Source organism: Bacteroides gallinaceum, from assembly GCF_030373775.1.
GTDB classification, from domain to species: domain Bacteria; phylum Bacteroidota; class Bacteroidia; order Bacteroidales; family Bacteroidaceae; genus Phocaeicola; species Phocaeicola excrementipullorum.
Genome location: NZ_JAUDEN010000023.1, coordinates 13,554 through 35,390 on the forward strand (window position 1 = coordinate 13,554; position 21,837 = coordinate 35,390).

The window sequence follows — 21,837 nt, forward strand, 5'->3', positions numbered from 1 at the left end:
ATCAGATTACCCGGTGCACTTCGTGGCCTTCCACATAGATGGCGCTCAACGGACGTGCCGGGCAAAGATACTCGCACGCCCCGCACCCGATACACCGCTCCGCATCCACGGCCGGAATCTTCAGCGACTCCGGATCGGAAGGATCAGAAGGTATCATGGTTATGGCTCCCGCCGGACAATGCCGGGCACAGTTGCCGCACTCCTGCCCGTCGGTGAGCGGAATGCAGCGGTCTTTCACCCACACCGCATGGCCGATCTGGATGCTCGACTTGTCCGCCCGGCTGATTTTCAGGATGGCGCCGGCGGGACATACTTCAGAACATTTCGTACACTCCGGACGGCAATAGCCCCGTTCGTACGACAGATAAGGCTGCATAAACGTATCGAGCCGGCGCGAAGGGCGGAGCACCTCGTTCGGACAGACCGACACGCAAAGCTGGCAGGCGGTGCAATGCGCCTGCATGTGGCGCGCACCCACCGAACCCGGAGGAGTGAGCGGAGTGGCGCGCACCGGCTCTTTCTTGCCGATAATGTCAGCCAGCCCCCCATCCATTTTAACGGGCTCCACCTTCTTTGCCACCTGCGCGCTGACCGCCGAAGCGAACATCACGGCCGTACCTGCAATGAAAGCCCTCCTGCCGTTGCCTTCATCAGCCACCGGCTTCTGCCGGCCGGCAGATACAGGCTCTGTACGGACAGCCTTCTTTCCATAAGCGAAACGGTAGCCGATGGCTCCGCGCGAGCATTTGTCCAGGCAATCGAAACACATCACACAGCGGCTTGCGTCTACCCGATGGGCTTTCGCGTCGATGCAGGACGCCTTGCAGTTGCGGGCGCAAAGCGTACATCCGTTGCATTTGGAGGTATCGACGGTTATCCGGAAGAGCGAGAACCGGGAAAGCATCCCCAGCACTGTGCCCACCGGACAAACCGCATTGCAATAAGTGCGCCCGCCGCGCCAGGCCAGTACAGCCACGGCAAGGATCATCACAAAAGATACGGCAAAAACCGCCGCGCCCTTCATCCAGACCTCCACCGAATAAAAAGCATAGCTGTTCATCCTCTCGGCGAAATAAGCCAGCACATTGTTTCCCCACATCCACAAAGGCTGGAGCAAGGCATTGGCCGCACGCCCGTAGATGGCATACGGATCGAGCCACGCCGAAGCATGAAAGACGGCGGCCAGCACAAGAAATACGGCCAGCACGCCATAGCGCAGCCAGCTTTTCGATTCGGAAAACGCATAGGGGAGCTTCTTTCTGCGGTGTCCGAAACGCGCCGCCAGATCCTGGAACACGCCCAGCGGACAGATGACCGAACAGTATACGCGCCCGAAAACCAGCGTAAGCAAAACAAGAAAGACAATGACACCGGCATTGAGGGCAAGCACTGCCGGAAAGAACTGAATCTTGGCCAACCAGCCAAGCCAGAGATGAATCGCGCCCGTAAAGTCAAGAAACAGCAATGTGACGAGCGTGAAACAGACGGCGGCCGATATCTGCCTGAGTCTTTTCATTAGCATATCCACAAAAATTTGTTAGTGTTTCGTTGTTAGACTTTGCGAAGTTAAACATATTCTGCGAAAACAAGGCGCATATTTCTGCAAAAAAGTCATAAACACAAACACACTGACAGACAAGAAACGTTGCGCCAATGTCCCTCCGGAACCAGCCTGAAAAAATAACCCGTCATCGCAAGTAAAATAACCCGTCATTCAAAGTAAAATGTCCCGTCATCCTGATCAAAATGTCCCGTCATCTTTTCGAGGCTTCAGAGATGGACGGAAAGCGCAGGCATTCAACCCCTTATACAAGGATGAGGCATTCTGCCAGAAACCGCAAGGCAAAGCTCCTCAAAAAATGCCAGGCAAAAGCACAAACGATGAATCACGCCGGCATCTTCCGCGCCGCCTGCCAAAGCCTTCCATATCAAAAAGCAAGAAAAACATCAGTCCGCATTGATAATTTGGAATAAAAACACTAATTTTGCCGATACTTTTTACAACAACTAACTTTTTCAGCTTAATTTATATCATGAAATATCCGTTCATATCCGCCGCGGAAGCGGCCTCATCCATCCGGCACGGAGATACCGTAGGAATCGGAGGATTCTCTTCCGTAGGAACACCGAAAGCCGTTCCTGCCGCACTGGCCGAACATGCCGGAGCCATGCACCGGGAAGGAAAAGAATTCAAGGTTGGCCTGATAACAGGAGGCGCCACAGGAAACCAGGTGGACAGCGCGCTGGCTCTTGCCGATGCAGTTTCGTTCCGCACCCCCTTCCAATCGAACAAAGACATGCGCAACTCGATCAACGCAGGCGAAGTGCAGTACTTCGACCTTCATCTTTCGCAGATCGGCCAAGACGTGCGCTACGGCTTTCTGGGGAAAGTCAACGTGGCCATCGCAGAAGCCTCCGACATCACCGACGAAGGAGAAATCATTCCCAGCACCTCAGTGGGCATCACGCCTACCCTGCTCCAGGTGGCCGACAAGATCATCATCGAGCTAAACGAAGCCCATTCGGGAAAGCTCGCCGGCATGCACGACATCTACGTTCCGGCCATGCCTCCCCACCGCACCGAGATACCTATATATAAGGTGAACGACCGCATCGGAACCCCAAGCGTGAAAATCGACCCGAGCAAGGTGGTGGGCGTGGTGCGCACGAACGAACGCGACCGCATAGCCGCATTCACTCCGCTCAACGAAACGACCGTGCGGATCGGGCATAACGTGGCCGAATTCCTATGCAGCGAATGGAAACGCGGAGCCATCCCGCAGGAGTTCCTGCCCCTGCAGTCGGGTGTGGGCAACATCGCCAACGCCGTATTGGGCGCACTGGGCGACAACCCCGCGCTTCCGGCCTTCTCGATGTTCACCGAAGTCATCCAGAACTCGGTCATCGACCTTATGGCAAAAGGACGCATCCGCTTTGTGGCAGGAAGCTCGCTGACACTTTCGGACGACCACCTGGACATGATGTACGACGACATCGACACCTTCCGCAGCCGCGTGCTGCTCCGCCCGCAGGAAATCACCAACCACCCGGAACTGATCCGGCGGATGGGCATCATCGCCGTAAACACCGCACTCGAGGCAGACATCTTCGGCAATGTAAACAGCACCCATGTTTCGGGATGCAAGATGATGAACGGAATCGGAGGTTCGGGCGACTTCGCACGCAACGCTTTCCTTTCCATCTTCACCACACCGTCTACGGCAAAAGGCGGACTGATTTCTTCAATCGTGCCCCAAGTGTCGCATGTGGACAGTACGGAACACGACGTGCGCATCCTCGTAACCGAACAGGGCGTGGCCGACCTGCGCGGGAAATCGCCTTCGCAACGCGCGCGCTGCATCATCGAGAACTGCGCCCATCCCGACTACAGACAACTGCTGTGGGATTACCTGAAACTTTCGGAAGGACACTCGTGCCATACGCCGATGTCGCTGAAAAACGCGTTCAAGATGCACATCGCCTTTGCGGAAACAGGCGACATGAGGAACACAAAGTTCGAGTGATTTCCCGCTACATCAAAAAAAACGCCTATCTTTGTCCCCCATGGAAAAATTCGACATACACATATTGGGATGCGGTTCGGCCCTGCCCACACTCAGGCACAACGCCAGCTCGCAAATAGTCAACGTGCGCGAAAAGCTCTTCATGATTGACTGCGGAGAAGGAACGCAGGTACACCTCCGCCGCTCGCGGCTCCGGTTCAACCGGCTGAACCACATCTTCATCTCCCACTTGCACGGGGACCACTGCTTCGGGCTGATGGGCCTTATCTCAACATTCGGAATGCTGGAACGCACGGCACAGCTTCACATCCACGCGCATCCGGAGCTGGAGCGGATTCTCAAACCGCAGCTCGCCTTCTTCTGCAACGGACTGCCCTTCGATGTCGTCTTCCACCCCATCGACCCGGCAAAGCGCGAAATCATCTACGACGACCGGTCGGCAAGCGTGGAAACCATCCCGCTGAAGCACCGCATGCCTACCTGCGGGTTCCTCTTCCGCGAAAAGCCGACCGCCAACCACATCCGGCGGGACATGATCGACTGCTACGAAATCCCTCTATATATGATCAACCGCATAAAGAACGGGGAAGACTACGTTACGGCAGACGGCAAGGTGATTCCCAACGAAAAGCTCACCTTTCCGGCCGACCCTCCGCGCTCATACGCCTACTGCTCCGACACGGTCTACCTCCCCCGGATCACGGAACAGATAGAGGGAGTCGACCTGCTTTTCCATGAAGCGACCTTCGGAGAAGACAATGCCGCGCGGGCACGGAAAACCCAGCACTCAACGGCGGCGCAGGCGGCACGGATAGCCCTCGAAGCAAAGGTGAAGCGGCTGGTCATCGGCCATTTCTCGGCAAGGTATGAAGACGAAAAGGTGCTGCTTGAAGAAGCAAAAGCCATTTTCCCCCATACGATGCTGGCCAACGAAAACCTGACCATCTCCATCTGAACAGTTAAAGAAAACTAACCCGTTTAAACCCGACATCCCGAACAATGTCATACCAGACAGTATGAACTCCAAAGCATGAACAAATACAACGAAAAAGAAACCATATACCGCCTGCAGGATCCCGAAACACGGCGTGACGCATTCGGCGAGGTTGTACGCGCCTACAGCGAACAGCTATACTGGCAGATAAGGCGCATGGTCTTTTCGCACGAGGACGCAAACGACCTGCTCCAGAACACGTTCATGAAGGCCTGGGACAATCTGGACTACTTCAGAGGCGAAGCCAAACTCTCAACCTGGCTCTACCGCATCGCCATCAACGAATGCATCAACTTCCTGAACAGGCAACGGGCGGAAAGGCAGCTCTCGATAGACGACGAAGAGGCGGCACTCGTCAACAAGCTGGAAAGCGACCCTTATTTCGACGGGGACAAAACCCAGCTCATGCTCCAGAAAGCCATCATGACTCTGCCCGAAAAGCAGCGGATCGTATTCAACCTAAAGTACTTTCAGGAAATGAAGTACGAGCAGATAGCCGAAATAGCTGGAACCAGCATAGGGGCGCTCAAGGCCTCCTATTTCCATGCGGTGAAGAAAATTGAAGAATTTTTTAAAGCGAACGATTAAACCTTCCCGCCACAAAATTGTCTAAAGAAATAAAAGAGATGTAACATGAAAAAGGAAGAAACCAACTTACTTAACCGGTGCGGCAAGGAAAATCCGTTCAAGGTACCCGAAGGATACTTCGAGAACTTTGCCGAGCAGTTGATGGACAAACTTCCGGAAAAGGCTCCCGTTGAAGCTCCAGACATCACCTTGTGGATGCGCATAAGGCCATGGGTGTATATGGCAGCCATGTTCTGCGGAATCATGCTGATGGTGCGGACGTTCGTAGGAGAAAAAAACGCGCAGGCGGCTGATGTGCCCAGCATAAATCTTTCGGAACTTCCAGACGAAGTGATCGACCCGATAGTGAACCAGACCATGATGGATGACTATACGCTTTACCAGTATCTTACGGATGCTGATTCTGAAATCTATAAATAAACAAACTACATCAATGAAAAAAGTACTTTCTATATTTCTGATTCTGTTTCCGGTGTTTTTTCTTCCAGACCTGCGGGCGCAGCAGCCGCCAATGAGCAAGGAGGAATTCCGCAGCCGCCAACAGGAATTCATTACCCGCCGTGCCGGACTGACTCAAGAGGAGGCCCAGAAATTCTTTCCGCTCTACTTTGAGCTTCAGGACAAGAAAGGAAAACTCAATCGGGAGGCATGGCAGAATATGCGGCAGGGCAAAGATCCCAATACAACGGAAGCGGAATATGCCCGGATTGTGGAAGACATGATCCAGGCGCGCATCACCAACGACAAGCTGGATCTGGAATACGTGAGGAAATATAAAAAGTTTCTTTCCGCAAAAAAAATCTATGACATCCAGAAAGCTGAGATGCGCTTCCACCGCGAACTGCTCAAAAGCGCACACCACGGTGAAAAAGGAAGGCCTGGAAACAAGGAAAAGAGATAAAAAACGATCATTTTTTTGCCAAAACATTTTGCATATTCAAAAAAGATGCGTACCTTTGCATCGCTTTTGAAAGGAAGCACTCCTGAAAAGAGTTTTGGAGAGGTGGCAGAGTGGTCGATTGCGGCGGTCTTGAAAACCGTTGTACCGCGAGGTACCCGGGGTTCGAATCCCTGTCTCTCCGCAATAAACCTTGAAAATCAAGGGATTATAAAACAAACACCCAGTTTTGCACTCAAGAATGTAAAACTGGGTGTTTTTTCTTATTTAAGAAACTATGTAGAACACTTGCAATGAAATCAAACATCGCCCACACTCAATGAGGTTGGCGATGTTGCAGAAGGTTGATCTGTTTGGAAGATTGATAGAGGACGAAGAAGTGAATCTAAAGCTACATGGCTCTAAGGAGGCATACAACCGGGCTGACCTCGCAAATGAAGTCAGCCCGGTTTTATCCTTTTCAATAGTTTCATAGCTTCCAGCCAGAAATACGTTCCTGTATTTCCCATAAATGAGAATAAAGCCCTTGCCTCCGGATGAGTTCATCGTGTGTTCCTTCTTCCTGTATCTCTCCGTTATTCAAGACGATTATACGGTCGGCATCCTTGATGGTCTTGAGCCTATGGGCAATAACAATGACGGTACGTCCCTTGACAAGCATGTCAATGGCTTTCTGCACCTCCACTTCATTTTCAGGGTCAAGCGAGGCTGTAGCTTCGTCCAGCAGAATAATTTGCGCATCTTTCAGCATGGCACGCGCAATGGATATGCGCTGTTTTTCGCCTCCGGACAAAGTACAGCCCCCTTCGCCCACCATCGTGTCATACCCTTGCGGCAAACGCATGATAAAATCGTGGCAACAGGCTTTCTTGGCGGCGGAAATGATTTCCTCGTCCGTCGCGTCTGTCTTGCCGAAACGGATGTTGTTGCGTATCGTGCCTTGAAACAGATAGACATCTTGAAACACCATGGAGATATGACTCATCAGACTTTCGGGTGCTATTTCATCCATCGGAACGCCGTTGAAGCAGATGCGCCCTTTCTGTGGATCATAAAAACGGGCGCAAAGCTTCATCACCGTGCTTTTCCCGCTTCCCGAAGGGCCTACAAGAGCCGTTAATGAATTTTTCGGAAAAGTAACGGTCATATCGTGCAACACTTCCTTGTCCTGATAGGCAAACGATACGTGTTCAAACCGAATGTCGCCCGCCGCCGGGGATTTCCGTTCTCCTTTCATCTCCGGCTCATTCATCAATGAAAGGATGCGCCCTCCGGCAATGGAAAAATACCGGAACTCCGTAAAATTGGTCAGAGCGGAAGTCAGCGGATCGAACACACGGGAGCCGACCACAAGGAACAGTACGAATACAAGCAGCGAAAGCTCTCCTCCCAGCAGAAGGTAGGTACCGCACAAGACCATGATTGTCAGCCCGGCACGTACCAGGGTAATGCTCAACAAGACGAACGGCCCCAACAGAGCCTCCTGACGGATGCAGGCGCGGCGAAGCTGGGCAAACGCATCGCGCAACCGGACAAAACGGTCACCCAACAGATTGTAGGCTTTCATCACCCGGATGCCCTGCAGGTATTCTTCCAGTCTGTTCCCTGCATTTATTTTCGCCTGTATCTGCCTGCCGCTCAACTTCCTCTGCACGCCAGTACTTGCCCACAGAACAAGCATGGCAAGCGGAAGCGAGGCAAACATGCTGACCGCCATCCTCCAGTCTGTCCAGACTAATGAGGCAAAAGCCAGTACGGGCATGACCACCGCACCCATCAATTGGGGCAAGTGGTGCGAAATACCGGTTTCCGCCATCATGAAATCCGTAATAAGCATGGAAGACAAATCACCGGGATCGCGCCTTGACAAAAATCCCAACGACAGTTTCCGCAGATGTTCTGCCAGCGACAGGCGTCCCGAAGCACTCATTTCGTATGCTCCCCTGAAATTGGCGCGATAAGATGCCCGTTCCGCCAAAGCCATCACCAGCATATAAACAACCATAATGCCGAATATCCACCATATACGGGTCGTGTCGAGCGGTTGTCCGCTTCCGTCAAAAGCATTGAAAATGATGCGTATCGCCTCGATGGAGAGGCAAAACGGCACGATGTTGACCAAGTTGGCAAGCATGGTACAGCCCACAGGCTTGTAAAGCCGTTCGACATGTCCTATTGTAATGTTCTTGATTGCATTCATATCCTGTTTTTTTCTTTTATTTTTTTATTCAACGTCCAGTGGCAAGCACTCGTATAAGCATCCCACATCTTCTTATATGTGCCGTCTGCCACAGACAAGACTTCATGCCTTCCGCATTGCACAATCCTTCCTTCTTTCATGACGACAATCTGACTTGCGGAAACAACGGAAGAGAGGCGGTGCGCTATCACGATAACCGTCTTTCCCTTTATCAGTGACTGCAAAGCCATCTGCATCTTATACTCGTTTTCCGGGTCGGCAAATGCCGTGGCTTCGTCCAGCACCAGTATCGGGGCATTCTTTAGGATAGCGCGCGCCACACATATCCGTTGCGCTTCGCCACCCGACAGGAACACGCCTTTGTCACCTATCCGTGTTTCGTAGCCCTGCGGCAAACGTCCTATGAAACCGTGGCATTGGGCGGCTTTAGCGGCGGCTACCACCTCTTCTTTGGTTGCATCAGGAGAGCCGACGGCAATGTTCTCATAGAGCGTGTCATAAAACAGGAACGTGTCCTGGAAAACGAAAGACACCATGTCCATCAGCTTCTCCGTGGCTATCTGGCGGATGTCCACGCCGCCTATGCGTATCTCTCCCTGTTCCACATCCCAAAAGCGGGGAATCAGATTGGCTATCGTAGACTTGCCGCTTCCCGACGGGCCCACAAGCGCCGTTATCTCTCCTTGCGGTGCCGTGAAGCTGACATCGCGCAAGGCTTCCGTCCGCGTGCCCTGTTCCGTGTTTTCGTAGGAGAATGATACATGGCGGAACTCCACATCGTAGGATGTAGGCACCTGCGGGTGCTCCGCTTCCGGTACAGGCTTTTTTCCCAAGATGCGGTCGATGCGTTTTACACCCTCATCGATGTCGCGCGTGTTGCCTCCCAAGAATGTTAGTTTATAGACGGGAGAAGCCATACCCGGACCCATGATGATGAAAAACAGCCATACTACTGCCAATGACAAGGATTGCGGACTGGCTTGCATTAGCAAGATGCCCATCGGGAGTATAAATGTCACCATCGAATTGAGCAGGACGGTAAACGCTATCATGCCGTTCTGATAGGTGTCACAGCACTTCAAGGCGAATGTCTTGTATGCCTGAATCTCGGTATTGAACTGACGGAACGAACGGACGCTTTGCCCGAAAATCTTGACTATGGGCATTCCGCGTACATATTGCACGGCAGATGCGCTCATCTTTTCCTGCGCATCATAATAAATGGCCATGAACGCTCTCGCCCTTTTCCCCATAAAATTGGAGAACTGAAGAAATAAGCTAATCGCCACGACAGCCAGACATATAACCGTCAGCCACACATCCAAAGAGAAAAAGATGACAAGCATTACCACAACCGTAGCCACCACATTCACCAAATCCGGAATGGTATGGGCGATGAAACCTTCTATCTTTTCGATGTTCTGGTCCATCGTTTTCTTGATGGCTCCGGTGGAAGTGCTGTTCAGATACCCTAACGGAAGTCTGCCGATGTGTTCGGACAGACGGACACGCAGCCCGTACAAAATGCGGAATGCGGCCACATGCGAGGACATCAGAGCGGCATATAACAATACCAATCCGCCGACAAGCCCTCCAAATGCGATCCATCCCCAGCGAATCATGCCCGCTCCGTCCGAAGCTGCAGGATTCCCTCCATGTGTCAGCAGTTCTTTCAGAATCTCATAAACAGCCCAATAAGGCACAAGCATGCATACCGCACTGCCGGCAGACAACAAGCCTGCCAATACAAGCAGCCCCTTCCTTTGTCCCGCAATCTCGAATAGACGGGACAAGCCTTCTTCCTTTTTTGACTTCTTCATCATATTACGCTATTTTGACAAGACTTTATATCCGAGAAGCGAGCTGAATTTATAGCACAGCCAGGGCATACGCCCCAATATCTGCCCGAAGAAGAATCCCCAGCGCGGACGGAAGAACCTCATGTAATTGGCTTGCTCGATGAGTTGCAATTTCGGCTCCCATCGTTCTACCAGATGTCCGTCACTCAGCCCGGACCGGATTTGCGCCTCGTGCTTTCGGAGTGAATCGGGCTTCACACCGTGCCGGCTCATCATCGTGCCGCACACATCGAACCACAGTTCACCTCCCTCGAAACGGTCTGCCACGTGATGCAGAAAGGCTTTTACCTGCTTCTCGTAAAAATACATCAGCACGCCTTCCACTATAAATACAAAATCCGCATCGGGATGTTTCCTACGCAAATCGTCCATCCAATCGGTTTCCAGCAAGGAAGCCTCGATACAGACATTACCCGGTTCCTCGGGTATCAGTTTGCGGCGCAGCGCAATGACTTCCGGCAAGTCCATGTCATAAAAAACCGCTTTCCGGTTGCCGATACGCTGAAAACGGGTGTCCAGCCCGCATCCCACATTCACGACTACCGGATGGGGATGCGTGTCAATGAAGCGTTTCACGGCACAGTCAAAGTACCAGCCTCGCACCACACAGCCCACTTCGCTCAGCTTTGCTCCGTCGAATTGGGAGTAATCGTATTCCAGACTGTCCGCCAGCCGTTCCGCAACCTTGTCGTCCAGAATGGGATGCTCACGACGGCTTTCTTTCGCCCTCATATAAAGAGGGATGAGCAGTGTTTCTGCCACAACGTTCTTAAATTCATGCTTCTGTTTCATTGTATATATTGTTATTTAATGGTGAACGTGAGAAGGCGCGCAATAGTGAACGATATTCAGAAATGTTCATAAAAAAAGGAGGAAACCTCCGTGAAGATCTCCTCCTTGCCAGCCGTCCTGCGGCGACTGTTTGCCTGTATGTCCTTTGTCTGTTTCTCATATCCTGATGATTGCCCTCCATCCTTGAATTTCAAAAAGAATATAGTCGTGCAAGATGGCTTCCATTTCCGGTCGGGGCACTGAATGCATCAACAATTCCTCAAATAGGGTGAACATCCATACCGTATGCAAATGGATGATAAAATCAGATACATCCGTATTGATTTCGGGGTGCTTCCGCTGCATGGACGTAAACCATGCCTTGACCAGTTCAGTAGAACGGTCGGTATAGTTTTCGCGGAAATGTTCCAGTGAAGAGCCTTGCGCACGAAACAGCAGAATTTCCATTAGCGGACGATGCTTCTCCATAAGTGAAACATATTCGTCGATGCAGGATTTCAGATATTTTTCCGACCGCATCATCATGACATCCTCACCCCGTATGCCGTGATGTTCCTGCAACATGGCCTCCAAAGCATACAAGACCGGACGGACTACTTCACAGAAGAGTTCGTCTTTGTTCGCGAAATAGTTGTAGATATTCCCTACGCCGATCCCTGCCAGTCCGGCTATTTCGCGCATAGAGGTTTTAGAATACCCTTTCTGCCCGAACTGCTGTTTGGCGACAGCCAATACACGATCCCGTATGTCTTCCTTGAGCACCTGCATTTATAAAAAACAATATCTGTTTTTAGGTTTTGCAAAGATACAGGGCCTGAAATTGTCAGGCAATACCTATTTCTAGGGATATTATCTTGCATGGCACTTCGCGGAGGCAGTCAGCATAAACAACGTTCTCTTCTGCAACCCCATTTTTTGCCTCATTTTCGTGACCAATGATTTATAAACTCCCCATATCCGCAAAGAAAGGTCAGGCCGACTGGGCAAGCAAGCGTAAATAAAATCAATTGTCACTTACAGGCATACCTAAAATTTTCTTTATATGATATTCCAGTATGTGATAAGCCGGCTCAACCATTGAGCCATGTCCATGTCCGTCAATCTCGTACAGGCAAGTTTCTGCATGTCCGGTCAGCTTCATCATCCTCCACATGTAGGCATTTTCTTCATAGCGTCCGAAAAGTTCGATGTTGCGGTCACCAGTAATCAGTATTAAGGGAGGCGCATCTTTACGGACATGGAAAAGCGGGGCATACTCGTCAATTAACGGCTGCAAGTTTCCGATACCTTTCATTTCACGATACGCAAAATGACTGATCATTTGCCCGCTGAAAGGTATCAGCCCCGCAATGCTATCAGCGTCAGTCCCGTATTCGGCGAGCCATCTCTTGTCCAGTCCTATCATAGCTGTGAGATAGCCTCCGGCCGAATGTCCCGATATGAAAATCTTCTTCTTATCTCCTCCATATTTCCCAATCTCGCGGAATACCCATGCCACGGCAGCTGCTGCATCATCAATGCACTCTCCAATCTCTACTTCAGGCAACAAACGGTAGTTGACCGCCACCAGCACCATCTGCTTCTCTTTCAGTTTCCAAGGAAATGACTTGCTTCCTTGTGTCAGTCCGCCACCGTGAAACCATACAACAACCGGACACCCCGTCGTATCTTCCGGATAGTAAATATCCAACTTACAACGTTCAGACGCATATGCGTTTTCCATTTTTCTATAAGGAATATCATACACAGCAGCATACTTTAACTCTTCAGCAAAGGCGATGCCGCATACCAGCATTGCCATCATAATCAATATTACCCTTTTCATTTATTTACTATTTACTCATTCCGATACTGAAACTGATAAAACAACAGTCAATGCCCATAACAATAGCACGCCGGGAAATCATATTAAAAGCAGCCCCATCCAATAGAGGTGATTGCTGTAATCAAACCCGTAATTTCAGGACATATTGCATACCATTGCCAAAATTACTGAAAACTTTATATGAACAAAAGATTTCAGCCGCATTTGTTAGCATCATCCTTCAAGATACTGACATATAGATTCTCGCCATTGGCATGTGCATATTGAAACAGGGTATCCGTCTACACCTGAACATCACTCAATTTTCAACAGATACCCTGTCAGATTTACTGTAACTGCAAACGCAAAGTTGATTTGGCTCCAACTAAAAGCCCATTAGCGAATGATATCTTGAAAGGGCTTTACCATTTGAACGAAGCAACAGCATTCGCCGGGACAGTGTAACAATTACGTCATTTTTATCGGAGGATTAAACAAAAGTGCTGGACAAGATTGCGAAGATGCCGACCGCAAAGCGCTGAATCTTTCCTACGGACAAGACGAGGTTATCATGGCGCTGGCGAAAGCCAATCCGAACCTTATTGTAGTCAATGTCTCGGGCAATGCTGTCGCCATGCCGTGGAAAGATGAAGTTCCTGCCATCATTCAGGCTTGGTTCTTAGGCTCGGAAGCCGGCAATTCCCTCGCCTCCATATTGACAGGCGAAATAAATCCGTCAGGCAAACTGCCTTTTACTTTTCCGGCATCACTGGAAGACGTAGGCGCACACAAGTTGGGAGAATATCCGGGTGTGAAACGTATGGACGAAAGCGGCATCTGGGACGAAAAATACAATGAAAGCATTTTCGTAGGCTACCGCTGGACGGACAAAGAAAAGACCAAGCCGCTTTTCCCTTTCGGACACGGAATGAGCTATACCACCTTTAAGTACGGAAAGGCAAAAGTAAACAAAAAAGAGATGAAGGCCGGAGAAACGCTGACTGTCACTGTTCCGATAACCAACACCGGCAAACGTGAAGGTGCGGAAGTAGTGCAGTTGTACATACGGGATGAGAAGTCCTCTCTTCCCCGTCCTGTAAAAGAGTTGAAAGGATTCTACAAAGTCAAACTGACACCTGGCGAAACCCGGGAAGTGACATTTACTATCGATGAAAAAGCACTAAGTTTCTTCGATGACAAACGTCACGCATGGATAGCCGAACCTGGAAAGTTTGAAGCTATCATCGCTGCTTCGGCAACTGACATTAAAACAAAAGTATCTTTTATCTTAGAGGATGAATCTCTTTTAGATTAGCGAAGGCTTAAAATACCAGACTATTTATCTTCACCCGTTAAGAGCCGTCGTTTAAATTTTGCTCGGCTTTAGTTTGGGCATTGTTTTCGAGTATGCTTTCCTGTTTTTATGAGAAGGACAGCAAATGTCTGACAAAGAGAAACAGGAAAGCAGACCGGAAACGGATACAAAAAAGAGGCTGATAATATTTTTACGCTATTCCTCAAGTCCTGCCCCAAAGCCCGTCATGATCTGTACGTTTAAGTTCTTCCACGCCACTCTTCTGTCCGAACAGAACACTTCCCCGTTTGCAGTTGTCTGACAGCCCGACAGAAACATTCATTCGCTTGCTCTGCCTGTAGGCCTGCGCGTTGGAAGGCTGCACACTTATGCCGGATGAATAGAAAAAACGAGGGCCGGCAAACAAGTTGCCAACCCTCGCGAGTCTTCCTGATACATCTTTACTTTCTCAATCATCACCGAACCCGATGCTTCCGTCCGTAATGCTCCATTTAAGAAGCACCACATAGGTGAGCATTTCCGGGTTCTTTTCATCAGGCGAGGAAAACTCTATTCGCATATCGAGCTGCTGCTCTTGCAGCGCACCCACTTCACGGATTTCCTTTCCGGACAGATTCCTCTTCAAAAACTCCCACAACGAAATGGGTTCAGTCATCGGTGTGCCGTCCGCAGCATATACACGGACATATATATTCCGCGTAGTCTGCTCAAGCTCGGCTTCGGGATTCCGCCCGTCTTCACCATGTCCGTTTCGGCGGAAGAAAGAGAGTTCGGAAATGTAAGTGCCCGTATTCGGGTTCCATCGCAGCACTGGCCGATAGTCGTTTGTCCCGCTGCCTGTGGGATTCCCATTGATATCCATGGCAGGAACAGCTCCGGAGAGTTCTATATAGTAAGGCATCCGCTCCGGATTCTCCGGCCCGGGCAGCCCCTTCACTCCTATACGCAACTCGGTGTGCGCGCTTTTCATTTCCACAGTCTCCTCCACTACCGGACGGAAATATTCCTCACTCGAAGTCACTTCAAAAGTGTGCTTTCCAAAATAATTGCGGTCGTTTGTCTGCTTCTCACTGTTCGGATTATACATCGAGATACGTTCAAGATCGACGGGAGTGAGTACATTCTCAAGCGAAGTATTGTCAAAGTCATTTCCGAAAGCCACTGCATGGTAAATCCCGTCGGGCAAGTCCAACTCCAGAGGCATACCGGCTCGTATCTCCTGTTCCGTCAGGTGAGCTTTGGCTGCCAGTTTGCCCTTCCCGTCGAAAATATAGACATCTATGCCATGCAGGTAGTCCTGAATGACATTTTCTTCTCCGTCGGCATAATATATAAACCGAAGTATCACATTGTCGCAGTCTGCCGCTTTATCGTCATATACGCAGCTTGCAACAGCCCCCGTCAGAAGAAGTCCAATAACGACCGGAAGGAATTTTGTCCATAGCGCAAAGAAAGATTTGTTCATTGTGCGGTTTCGGTTTGTTTTTTATCAGCTGTATGAAAAATCACTTAACAGACCTGGCAAGGCTTATTCGGCAAAAGATACCGTTCCATCCACAATCGACCACTTCAATACTTTCACATAGGCGATCAGTCCAACTTTCTGAGGACCGTCTACATCCGTACCGATATGTTTCTTTGTATCAATCGTCATTCCGGTAAAGCGATAAATATAGCCGGGTTTGAAGCTGTCAATCTTGCTTCCGGTAGCATTGTCGATATATTTTGTTACCACGGCAAAGACCTGATGTCCTACTTCCTTACCCTCAGGAAGAATGTGGTTGTCTTCGTCCTCATTGGACGAAGCTTCGTCATAATTCTTGGCATAGGAAGCATCGTAGAACACGAAAGTCAGATTGGGGACCCACCGGCTGACGTTATCCGCATCCTTCGAATAGCGTGCCTGTACGTCGGCATCCCATTTCTTATAGCTTTCATCCGTTTCCTTATAACTGGGGAAAATGTTAAAGGTATATGCTTTGCCCTTATCTTGCTGAGTACTTGCCCATTCAGTGTTGCTCTCGTCCCAATACGGAATATAACCCGGCAGGTTCGGTTCATTGAAGGATATTTTCAATCCGTCGGCACCATACGTTTCAGCATTGCTGAATGTGTATTGTGCATTGTTCTTCAGGTTGTAAGACGAACCTTTCAGTCCATTTTCTCCTGTTTCGTATTTATACTCATAGGATTTATTCACATATATCGGCGCTGAGGCTTTCACCTTTCCGGGATCAACCGAGTTGTTTCCGCTCTCCTCTGTCCATCCATCGTAATGCACCGGCACTTCCCGTCCCTCTTCAAGCAACAAGTTATTCAGAAATATTCCTTTCAGGGTAAGGTTGGTATAAGTTAAATAGAAATCACCATCGCAATAACTTGCCAATCCGGTATAATCATCGCCTCCCTCTTCCTTTCTTGACATTACTCTAGCTTCCGCTGCTTCGTAGTCAGATCCGCAATCATAGTTTTTAAAACTTATATCACTAAATTCCAAACGCGCCATGCGGTGTTCCGGACTTAGCACCACAGTTATCTTTGAACCGTCAGTACTTATTTTAGAGAAATCAGTAGTTTCGGCGTAAAGGGGTTCAGCATAGCCGGAAGTAACACGCTCAGCGGTCAACACCATAGGTGCAGCTTTTCCGTCATTGATAGACACGGTGAGTTTCTTGGGATCAATAACATCCTCGAATACGACCCCCTCTTTTCCGTTAATCTGGCCAGTTAACGCATCTGCATCAGCAACTGTAGAGCCTAAGGGTAATTTCGCCTTGTCCGCCTCACCGTTTTGCAACGTTATCGTGCGTTCACGTCCCCCGTCCTGGTCAATCAATGTAAACTCTACCTTATTGTATGTCACCTCCATAACATTCTCACCGACTTTCCCGGGCGTTTTATCCGCCAAGACATCGCCGCGTGAAGCGCCGCCCACCGGATTTCCGAAATATACCATCATCCGGGTTCCGGCACCCGACAGTACATCACCGTCCTGAAGCTGCATTTCATTTTTCTGACACGCTCCCAACAGAAGCGCAACTACTCCTAATGTAAGAAATTTGTTCGATTTCAAGTTCATAAATGTTCTTTTAAGTTAATATTTGGTTGGTTTATATAATCAATATGCGCCGTTACCGCCTGCATATCCATAAGTCAGTTCCGGATAACGCAACACCGCGCGACCCCCCGGACAAAACCGGTTCGACCCGCACCAGCAGATTCTTTGCAACATCCACCGTAACTGTTCCGAAACGGTAAATGCATCCCGGCTCAAACATGTCAATCAGTTCTCCGTTACGCTCGGTATAGCTGGTTACCACTGCATAAAGCATCTGCTCTTTGCCGGTATCCGTTCGCTTGGCCTTGAACACAAGCGTCAAAGAAGGTACCCAACGGCTTACAGCACCCTCTTTCTGCCTCCATCGTTCCACAACATCCGCAGCCCATCCTTCGGGAGTCTGCGTATAAGTCGGAAAAATATTAAACGCAAAACCTGTTGAATGATCCGCCGCACCGCCAGACATAGGCAAACCGGTAAGCATCCCTTCGTTCCACCCGTCGAAATGCAAGGGAACGGCAGGCTGTTCGGCCGGCAACACATTGTTCAGAAACGCTCCCTGCAATACCAGGCCGGTATAAGAAGGATTTGTGCCCTCAATGCTCACTCCGGCAAATTCAAGCCGTGCCATGCGATGCTTCGGCGTCACCATCAGCACACATACGGGATGCCCGTCGTTGTCTTCGGTATAGTCGAAACGGGTGACCTCAGCATAAAGCGGAACGGCAAGTCCTGCGTTCACCAGTGTGGAGGTGAGGCTCATAGGAGCTTCTACCCCTCCATTAATGGATACTGTCAGTTTCTGAGGATTGTCTACACCTGTAATCCGAAACCCCTCATCGAGCATTTCTTCCGGCGAGAGATTGTCCGGCAATGTCAGAATATCCGATGACGGAAGCGTACCGTCTATGGTAGAGAAGGTCCGCACCCCGTGTGCGTCAGTCAACTCAATGCTCACCTGACGGTATTCTAAAGGAATACCTCCTCCATCAGACTCCCGTGTAAAAGCGCCAGACATCCGGTCCAGACGTTCAGCGCCTGTAAAGCAGACGATCAAGTCCGTCCCTGGGCCAGCGGATTCAAGGGCATCCATGCTGCTGCAAGCCACAACAGACAGAGCTGCCCATGCCGCCACGACCATGCGTATACTATATTGTAGACTGCGGTATCTCATTTCATCGGGTATGTGATAACCATTCGTTCAGCAACTGCAAGTTCGCACATGCATCAGACGCACCTGCACCAGCAGCCTTTTCAAACCACAGGCGCGCTTCTTCGTACCGCTTTGCATGGATAAAGGCAACGCCTACGATATTCTGCAAGGAAGCCGTATGTGCCTTTCCGTCGAGCAGAGCAAGCGCCTTAAGCGGATCTCCCGCTTGCAGATATGCTACAGCAAGGTTCTGCAAAGCCTTGTCGTCAGAAGGATAAAGGCGCACAGCAGTCTGGAATGCCTCAATCCTTTCCGGAGAGTTTTCCGGATAGCTCATTGCCACGCGATAGATCTCGGCCGCACTCAAATGTTCCGGCTGCTTCAAGAGCTGTGCTCTCGCTTCCTCAACCGTAAAAGAACGCACAGCAAAACGGATGATGTAATCGTTGTGGCGCAAATACGGGTAATGCTTGCGGTAGAGCGTTTCATAAATGGTGGCAGGACGCAGCTCCTTCAACTTCTGTTCGCGCAGGTCAAGATTGTCCGGATATTTGCCGATGACATCCAGTATCTGTTCGCGCCCGAGAAGCAAAGTGTCTTTCTCTACAGCCTCGCGCAATCCGCCCCAGTCTTCATTAGGCCAAGAAGCAAACCACTTCTGGGCAGGCACTTGCGGGAAACGCTTCTTCATGTAGTTGACAAGACTCGTCGAACGATTGCGTGCCAAACGTTCATTATAAGCGACAGTAGCTTCAGGCGAGGTATATCCCCCCACTTCAATGCTCATGATGCTCAAGTCGGGATTGGAAGCCACTTCATCAATCTTCTCGCGCGCCTCTTCAAGTTTCTTGTAATTGTCTTTATAAGCAGGATCTATATCATACTTGTCAAGACGGAACTGGAAACGTCCGCGGAAAGTGATGGAGCGCATTTTCACATCCTCTTCCTCCGGTGTAACCAAAGAGGCGAAGCGGAATGCGGATGCATCAGGAATGCGATAGGGCAATACAGAAGGCACCACGGTAGTCGCGGCATATCCGTTCAGACAGTTAGCACAGCCCGTCACGTATTCACGTATTTCGATGCGCGCGCCATACATCCAACGCTCCCATGGAATTTCGGCATGGTATTCCAACGGCATGTATTTTCCTTTATGCCGACGGACCACTTCTCCGTTGCGCGGCAGCCAGTCGGCAGACAGTTCACGGCGTTCGTTCACCCACCTGCGCACACGGCCTTCGACAAACACGGGAGGCAGTTCAGCTTCTGCCGTTCCGTCGGCAGCAACCAATACGGGCGTAAACTTTGCCTGATTCTGGGTGTTCACCTTCAGTCCGGCAAACTGCCAGAGCAAATCTACCGTTACGTTATCATCAACCTTCCTGACCGCCTTTGTTTCCACCGTTATGCGGTCAAGATAAGAAACCTGCGCGGCAGCGACCAGTGCCGTTATCCATAAGATTCCGGATAATATAATTCTATTTGTCATAGGTATTTCTTATTCTTTAGATAAATCAATTAATGACATATACGAGTGTCAGGGCTGCTTTTGTAGGGCCCAGATAGTTTTTGTGCCCTTTATCCGTCCGCTTGGGACATTGAGAGCAACGATAGGTTTTATAGTCCGTATAAACGTACCCTACTCCGATTTCCGCTTCCAGGTTCCAGCGTTTGTTAAGCACCCACTGATAACCATAGCCCACGCCCGCTCCGGCATACCAGCCTTCGTAACGGTTGTTGCGGAGTCCCGGATAAAGCCCGAAAGGCAAATGTACTTTAGCGAGATTGTATTGCCCTCCCAATGCATGCATAGCCAGGAAATGACCGTTGAAACGTTCGCAGAACCAATACCGGGCCTCAGGCTGCACCATCCAGTGCTTCCATTTACGACACCCGCAACTGCTCATGTTCCATCCATTATAATTGCCCGAAACGTCAAGCGTCCATTTGGGACTGAGCCCCGTTTCAAATCCGGCATTAATGGTAGCCGTAGCATCGTAAAGCAAGTTGGTCTTCACGGCCAGGTTCTGAGCCGACAAGGAAGGTGCCAGCATCAAAATAACTCCCGACAACGTAAATCTTAAGAAATACTTTTTTATCATATATCACAACATAATTATTTTGGCGCAAAATTAACACCAGGGATGAATCCGCCCACTTTCTCGTGATGTACATGATCTATCAGACAACTTATTGATATTCAGAATAAAGCCTTTTTACTCAAATGTACAAATACTCAAATACACCACGCAAAACGGCACAAATCCCGGATTTTTCCCCCAATCAGGCCTTTCCACGGCGCAATGCCGCGCATGGATTTACAACTTATAAAATCGTGCTCCCGCTTGCACGTTAAAGAATTTCTTGATAACTTGCCGCTGTGTTTCTTCCAGACCCGACGGATGCATAATGCAGCCAAAGATGATCAGTTCGCGGAAAGGAAAAACGCCCTTTTTGTTTCATACTTTAATCTTTAAAAACAGGCTCTTAATTTAAATTCATATGGCAGCCATTAGAACCAGCATAATAGGTTTGGGTTATAGAGGAAAAAGATTGCTGACTCTTTTGTCATCTATAGATGATTTTAATATAGTATCGGTTTCCGATCCTTGCATTGACGAGGAAACAAGGAGGAAATACCCTTCTTTCTCAAACGGCAAAGACGATTACAAAAATATGATATTGCAGTGCGCTCCGGAACTTGTCATCATCGCTTCTCCATGGGAGCATCACGTCGAACAGGCTTTGTTTGCCGTGTTGAATGGCTGCCACGTGGCTTTAGAGATAAAGGGAGGACTGTATATAGACGAATACAAGTCACTGCTCAGCGCCGCCCTCGAAAAGAAAAGAACGGTTTATCCCCTGGAGAACACCATATTCATGAGAGAGCACATGTCGATGCTCAATTTGATAAACGCCGGTTTGCTGGGAAAGATTGTAGCCGTAAAAGGCGGCTACAGGCACGACCTCAGGAAAATACTTATCAGTGAAAAGGGAGAAATAGGCAAAGGCTCCAATGCGGAAGGAGTCTGGAGAAGCAAATTCTATCAGAAAGAGAACGGAGATATATACCCCACGCACGGATTGGCTCCGATATGTCTGTTCTCCGGAATAGGCAGAACAGACAGAATTGTTGAACTGGCATCGTTTGCTTCCAGCTCGCATGGCATAGCCGAATACATCAGCTGCCATGGAGGGAGTGAGCATCCGGCAATAACCATGGGAGATATCATTATAACGCAAATGCTTACAGAGAAAGGTACCCTCGTTACGCTGACTCACGATACGACACTCCCCCGCCCCAGAAGCCTGGACATCGAAGTGCAAGGAAGCAAAGGCATATGGAGAGGCGAGTTCCGAAAAATATACATAGAGAATGTTTCTCCTTATGAAACATGGGAGGATGACGGCAGATATATTGACGAGTTCGAGCACGTTTCATGGAAGAAATGGGGAAAAGAAGCAATTAAAATAGATGAACACCACAGAGGCATGGATTATATAATGCTGAAAATGCTGGCAGAAGACATGAAGGGGACAGGCGTATACCCCGTCAATCTCAACGATCTGGCCTCATGGACATCCGTAACTCCGCTATCAAAATCATCGATTAAAGAAAAGCGCATAATAAAGCTCGGATAGATTCCCGCCA

At 49.7% G+C, this 21,837-nt stretch carries 17 protein-coding genes, 1 tRNA gene and 1 pseudogene; 8 read left to right on the forward strand and 11 right to left on the reverse strand.

Features of this window, described 5'->3' with window-relative positions; genetic code table 11:
• Position 1: 1 nt before the first annotated feature.
• Entirely contained in the window at positions 2-1,522 is a 1,521-nt protein-coding gene (locus QUW60_RS11895) for a 4Fe-4S binding protein (RefSeq protein WP_289560729.1), read from the reverse strand.
• Positions 1,523-2,033: 511 nt separating this feature from the next.
• On the opposite strand from QUW60_RS11895, the gene QUW60_RS11900 reads away from it, so the two are divergent.
• From QUW60_RS11900 to QUW60_RS11925, 6 genes are all read left to right on the forward strand, one after another.
• Positions 2,034-3,524 carry a butyryl-CoA:acetate CoA transferase gene (locus QUW60_RS11900; RefSeq protein ID WP_289560731.1) on the forward strand — a complete coding sequence of 497 codons (1,491 nt, stop codon included), beginning with the start codon at positions 2,034-2,036 and terminating at the stop codon, positions 3,522-3,524.
• Between the two features lie 40 nt (positions 3,525-3,564).
• A complete protein-coding gene (locus tag QUW60_RS11905) occupies positions 3,565-4,479 on the forward strand; it encodes a ribonuclease Z (RefSeq protein ID WP_258337875.1) in 915 nt (304 codons plus the stop codon).
• A 75-nt stretch (positions 4,480-4,554) separates the two neighbouring features.
• Entirely contained in the window at positions 4,555-5,106 is a 552-nt protein-coding gene (locus QUW60_RS11910) for an RNA polymerase sigma factor (RefSeq protein WP_258337876.1), read from the forward strand.
• 45 nt (positions 5,107-5,151) lie between these two features.
• Positions 5,152-5,526: a hypothetical protein gene (locus tag QUW60_RS11915; protein ID WP_258337877.1), complete on the forward strand. Its 375-nt coding sequence runs from the start codon at positions 5,152-5,154 to the stop codon at positions 5,524-5,526.
• A 13-nt stretch (positions 5,527-5,539) separates the two neighbouring features.
• The gene (locus QUW60_RS11920; RefSeq protein WP_289560736.1) at positions 5,540-6,007 is read left to right on the forward strand and encodes a hypothetical protein; all 468 of its coding nucleotides are present in this window, start codon (positions 5,540-5,542) and stop codon (positions 6,005-6,007) included.
• 96 nt (positions 6,008-6,103) lie between these two features.
• Positions 6,104-6,188 (forward strand) — tRNA-Ser (locus QUW60_RS11925).
• Positions 6,189-6,473: 285 nt separating this feature from the next.
• Here the strand turns inward: QUW60_RS11925 and QUW60_RS11930 are convergent.
• From QUW60_RS11930 to QUW60_RS11950, 5 genes are all read right to left on the reverse strand, one after another.
• Positions 6,474-8,204, reverse strand: a complete 1,731-nt coding sequence (locus QUW60_RS11930) for an ABC transporter ATP-binding protein (protein WP_289560737.1) — start codon at positions 8,202-8,204, stop codon at positions 6,474-6,476.
• Positions 8,201-10,027 carry an ABC transporter ATP-binding protein gene (locus QUW60_RS11935; RefSeq protein ID WP_289560740.1) on the reverse strand — a complete coding sequence of 609 codons (1,827 nt, stop codon included), beginning with the start codon at positions 10,025-10,027 and terminating at the stop codon, positions 8,201-8,203. Before QUW60_RS11935 ends, QUW60_RS11930 begins: the two co-directional genes overlap by 4 nt.
• A gap of 6 nt (positions 10,028-10,033) precedes the next feature.
• The gene (locus tag QUW60_RS11940; RefSeq protein WP_289560742.1) at positions 10,034-10,855 is read right to left on the reverse strand and encodes a class I SAM-dependent methyltransferase; all 822 of its coding nucleotides are present in this window, start codon (positions 10,853-10,855) and stop codon (positions 10,034-10,036) included.
• 156 nt (positions 10,856-11,011) lie between these two features.
• Complete coding sequence (locus QUW60_RS11945; RefSeq protein WP_258337882.1) at positions 11,012-11,623, reverse strand: TetR/AcrR family transcriptional regulator; 612 nt, start codon at positions 11,621-11,623, stop codon at positions 11,012-11,014.
• Between the two features lie 235 nt (positions 11,624-11,858).
• Positions 11,859-12,680 carry an alpha/beta hydrolase gene (locus tag QUW60_RS11950; RefSeq protein ID WP_289560745.1) on the reverse strand — a complete coding sequence of 274 codons (822 nt, stop codon included), beginning with the start codon at positions 12,678-12,680 and terminating at the stop codon, positions 11,859-11,861.
• Between the two features lie 445 nt (positions 12,681-13,125).
• Between QUW60_RS11950 and QUW60_RS11955 the strand changes: the two are divergent.
• A pseudogene (locus tag QUW60_RS11955) lies at positions 13,126-13,974 on the forward strand (glycoside hydrolase family 3 C-terminal domain-containing protein); the annotation flags it as partial.
• Between the two features lie 448 nt (positions 13,975-14,422).
• Here QUW60_RS11955 and QUW60_RS11960 read toward each other — a convergent pair.
• From QUW60_RS11960 to QUW60_RS11980, 5 genes are all read right to left on the reverse strand, one after another.
• Positions 14,423-15,439 (reverse strand): FimB/Mfa2 family fimbrial subunit, encoded by a 1,017-nt coding sequence (locus QUW60_RS11960; RefSeq protein WP_289560747.1) that lies wholly within the window; start codon positions 15,437-15,439, stop codon positions 14,423-14,425.
• A 63-nt stretch (positions 15,440-15,502) separates the two neighbouring features.
• Entirely contained in the window at positions 15,503-17,053 is a 1,551-nt protein-coding gene (locus tag QUW60_RS11965) for a hypothetical protein (RefSeq protein WP_289560748.1), read from the reverse strand.
• A gap of 52 nt (positions 17,054-17,105) precedes the next feature.
• Positions 17,106-18,206, reverse strand: a complete 1,101-nt coding sequence (locus tag QUW60_RS11970; RefSeq protein ID WP_289560750.1) for a hypothetical protein — start codon at positions 18,204-18,206, stop codon at positions 17,106-17,108.
• 1 nt (position 18,207) lies between these two features.
• On the reverse strand, positions 18,208-19,674 hold the full coding sequence (locus QUW60_RS11975; RefSeq protein ID WP_289560752.1) for a DUF3868 domain-containing protein: 1,467 nt from the start codon (positions 19,672-19,674) through the stop codon (positions 18,208-18,210).
• Positions 19,675-19,699: 25 nt separating this feature from the next.
• A complete protein-coding gene (locus tag QUW60_RS11980; RefSeq protein WP_258337902.1) occupies positions 19,700-20,287 on the reverse strand; it encodes a DUF3575 domain-containing protein in 588 nt (195 codons plus the stop codon).
• 400 nt (positions 20,288-20,687) lie between these two features.
• On the opposite strand from QUW60_RS11980, the gene QUW60_RS11985 reads away from it, so the two are divergent.
• On the forward strand, positions 20,688-21,827 hold the full coding sequence (locus QUW60_RS11985) for a Gfo/Idh/MocA family protein (RefSeq protein ID WP_289560754.1): 1,140 nt from the start codon (positions 20,688-20,690) through the stop codon (positions 21,825-21,827).
• Positions 21,828-21,837: the final 10 nt, after the last annotated feature.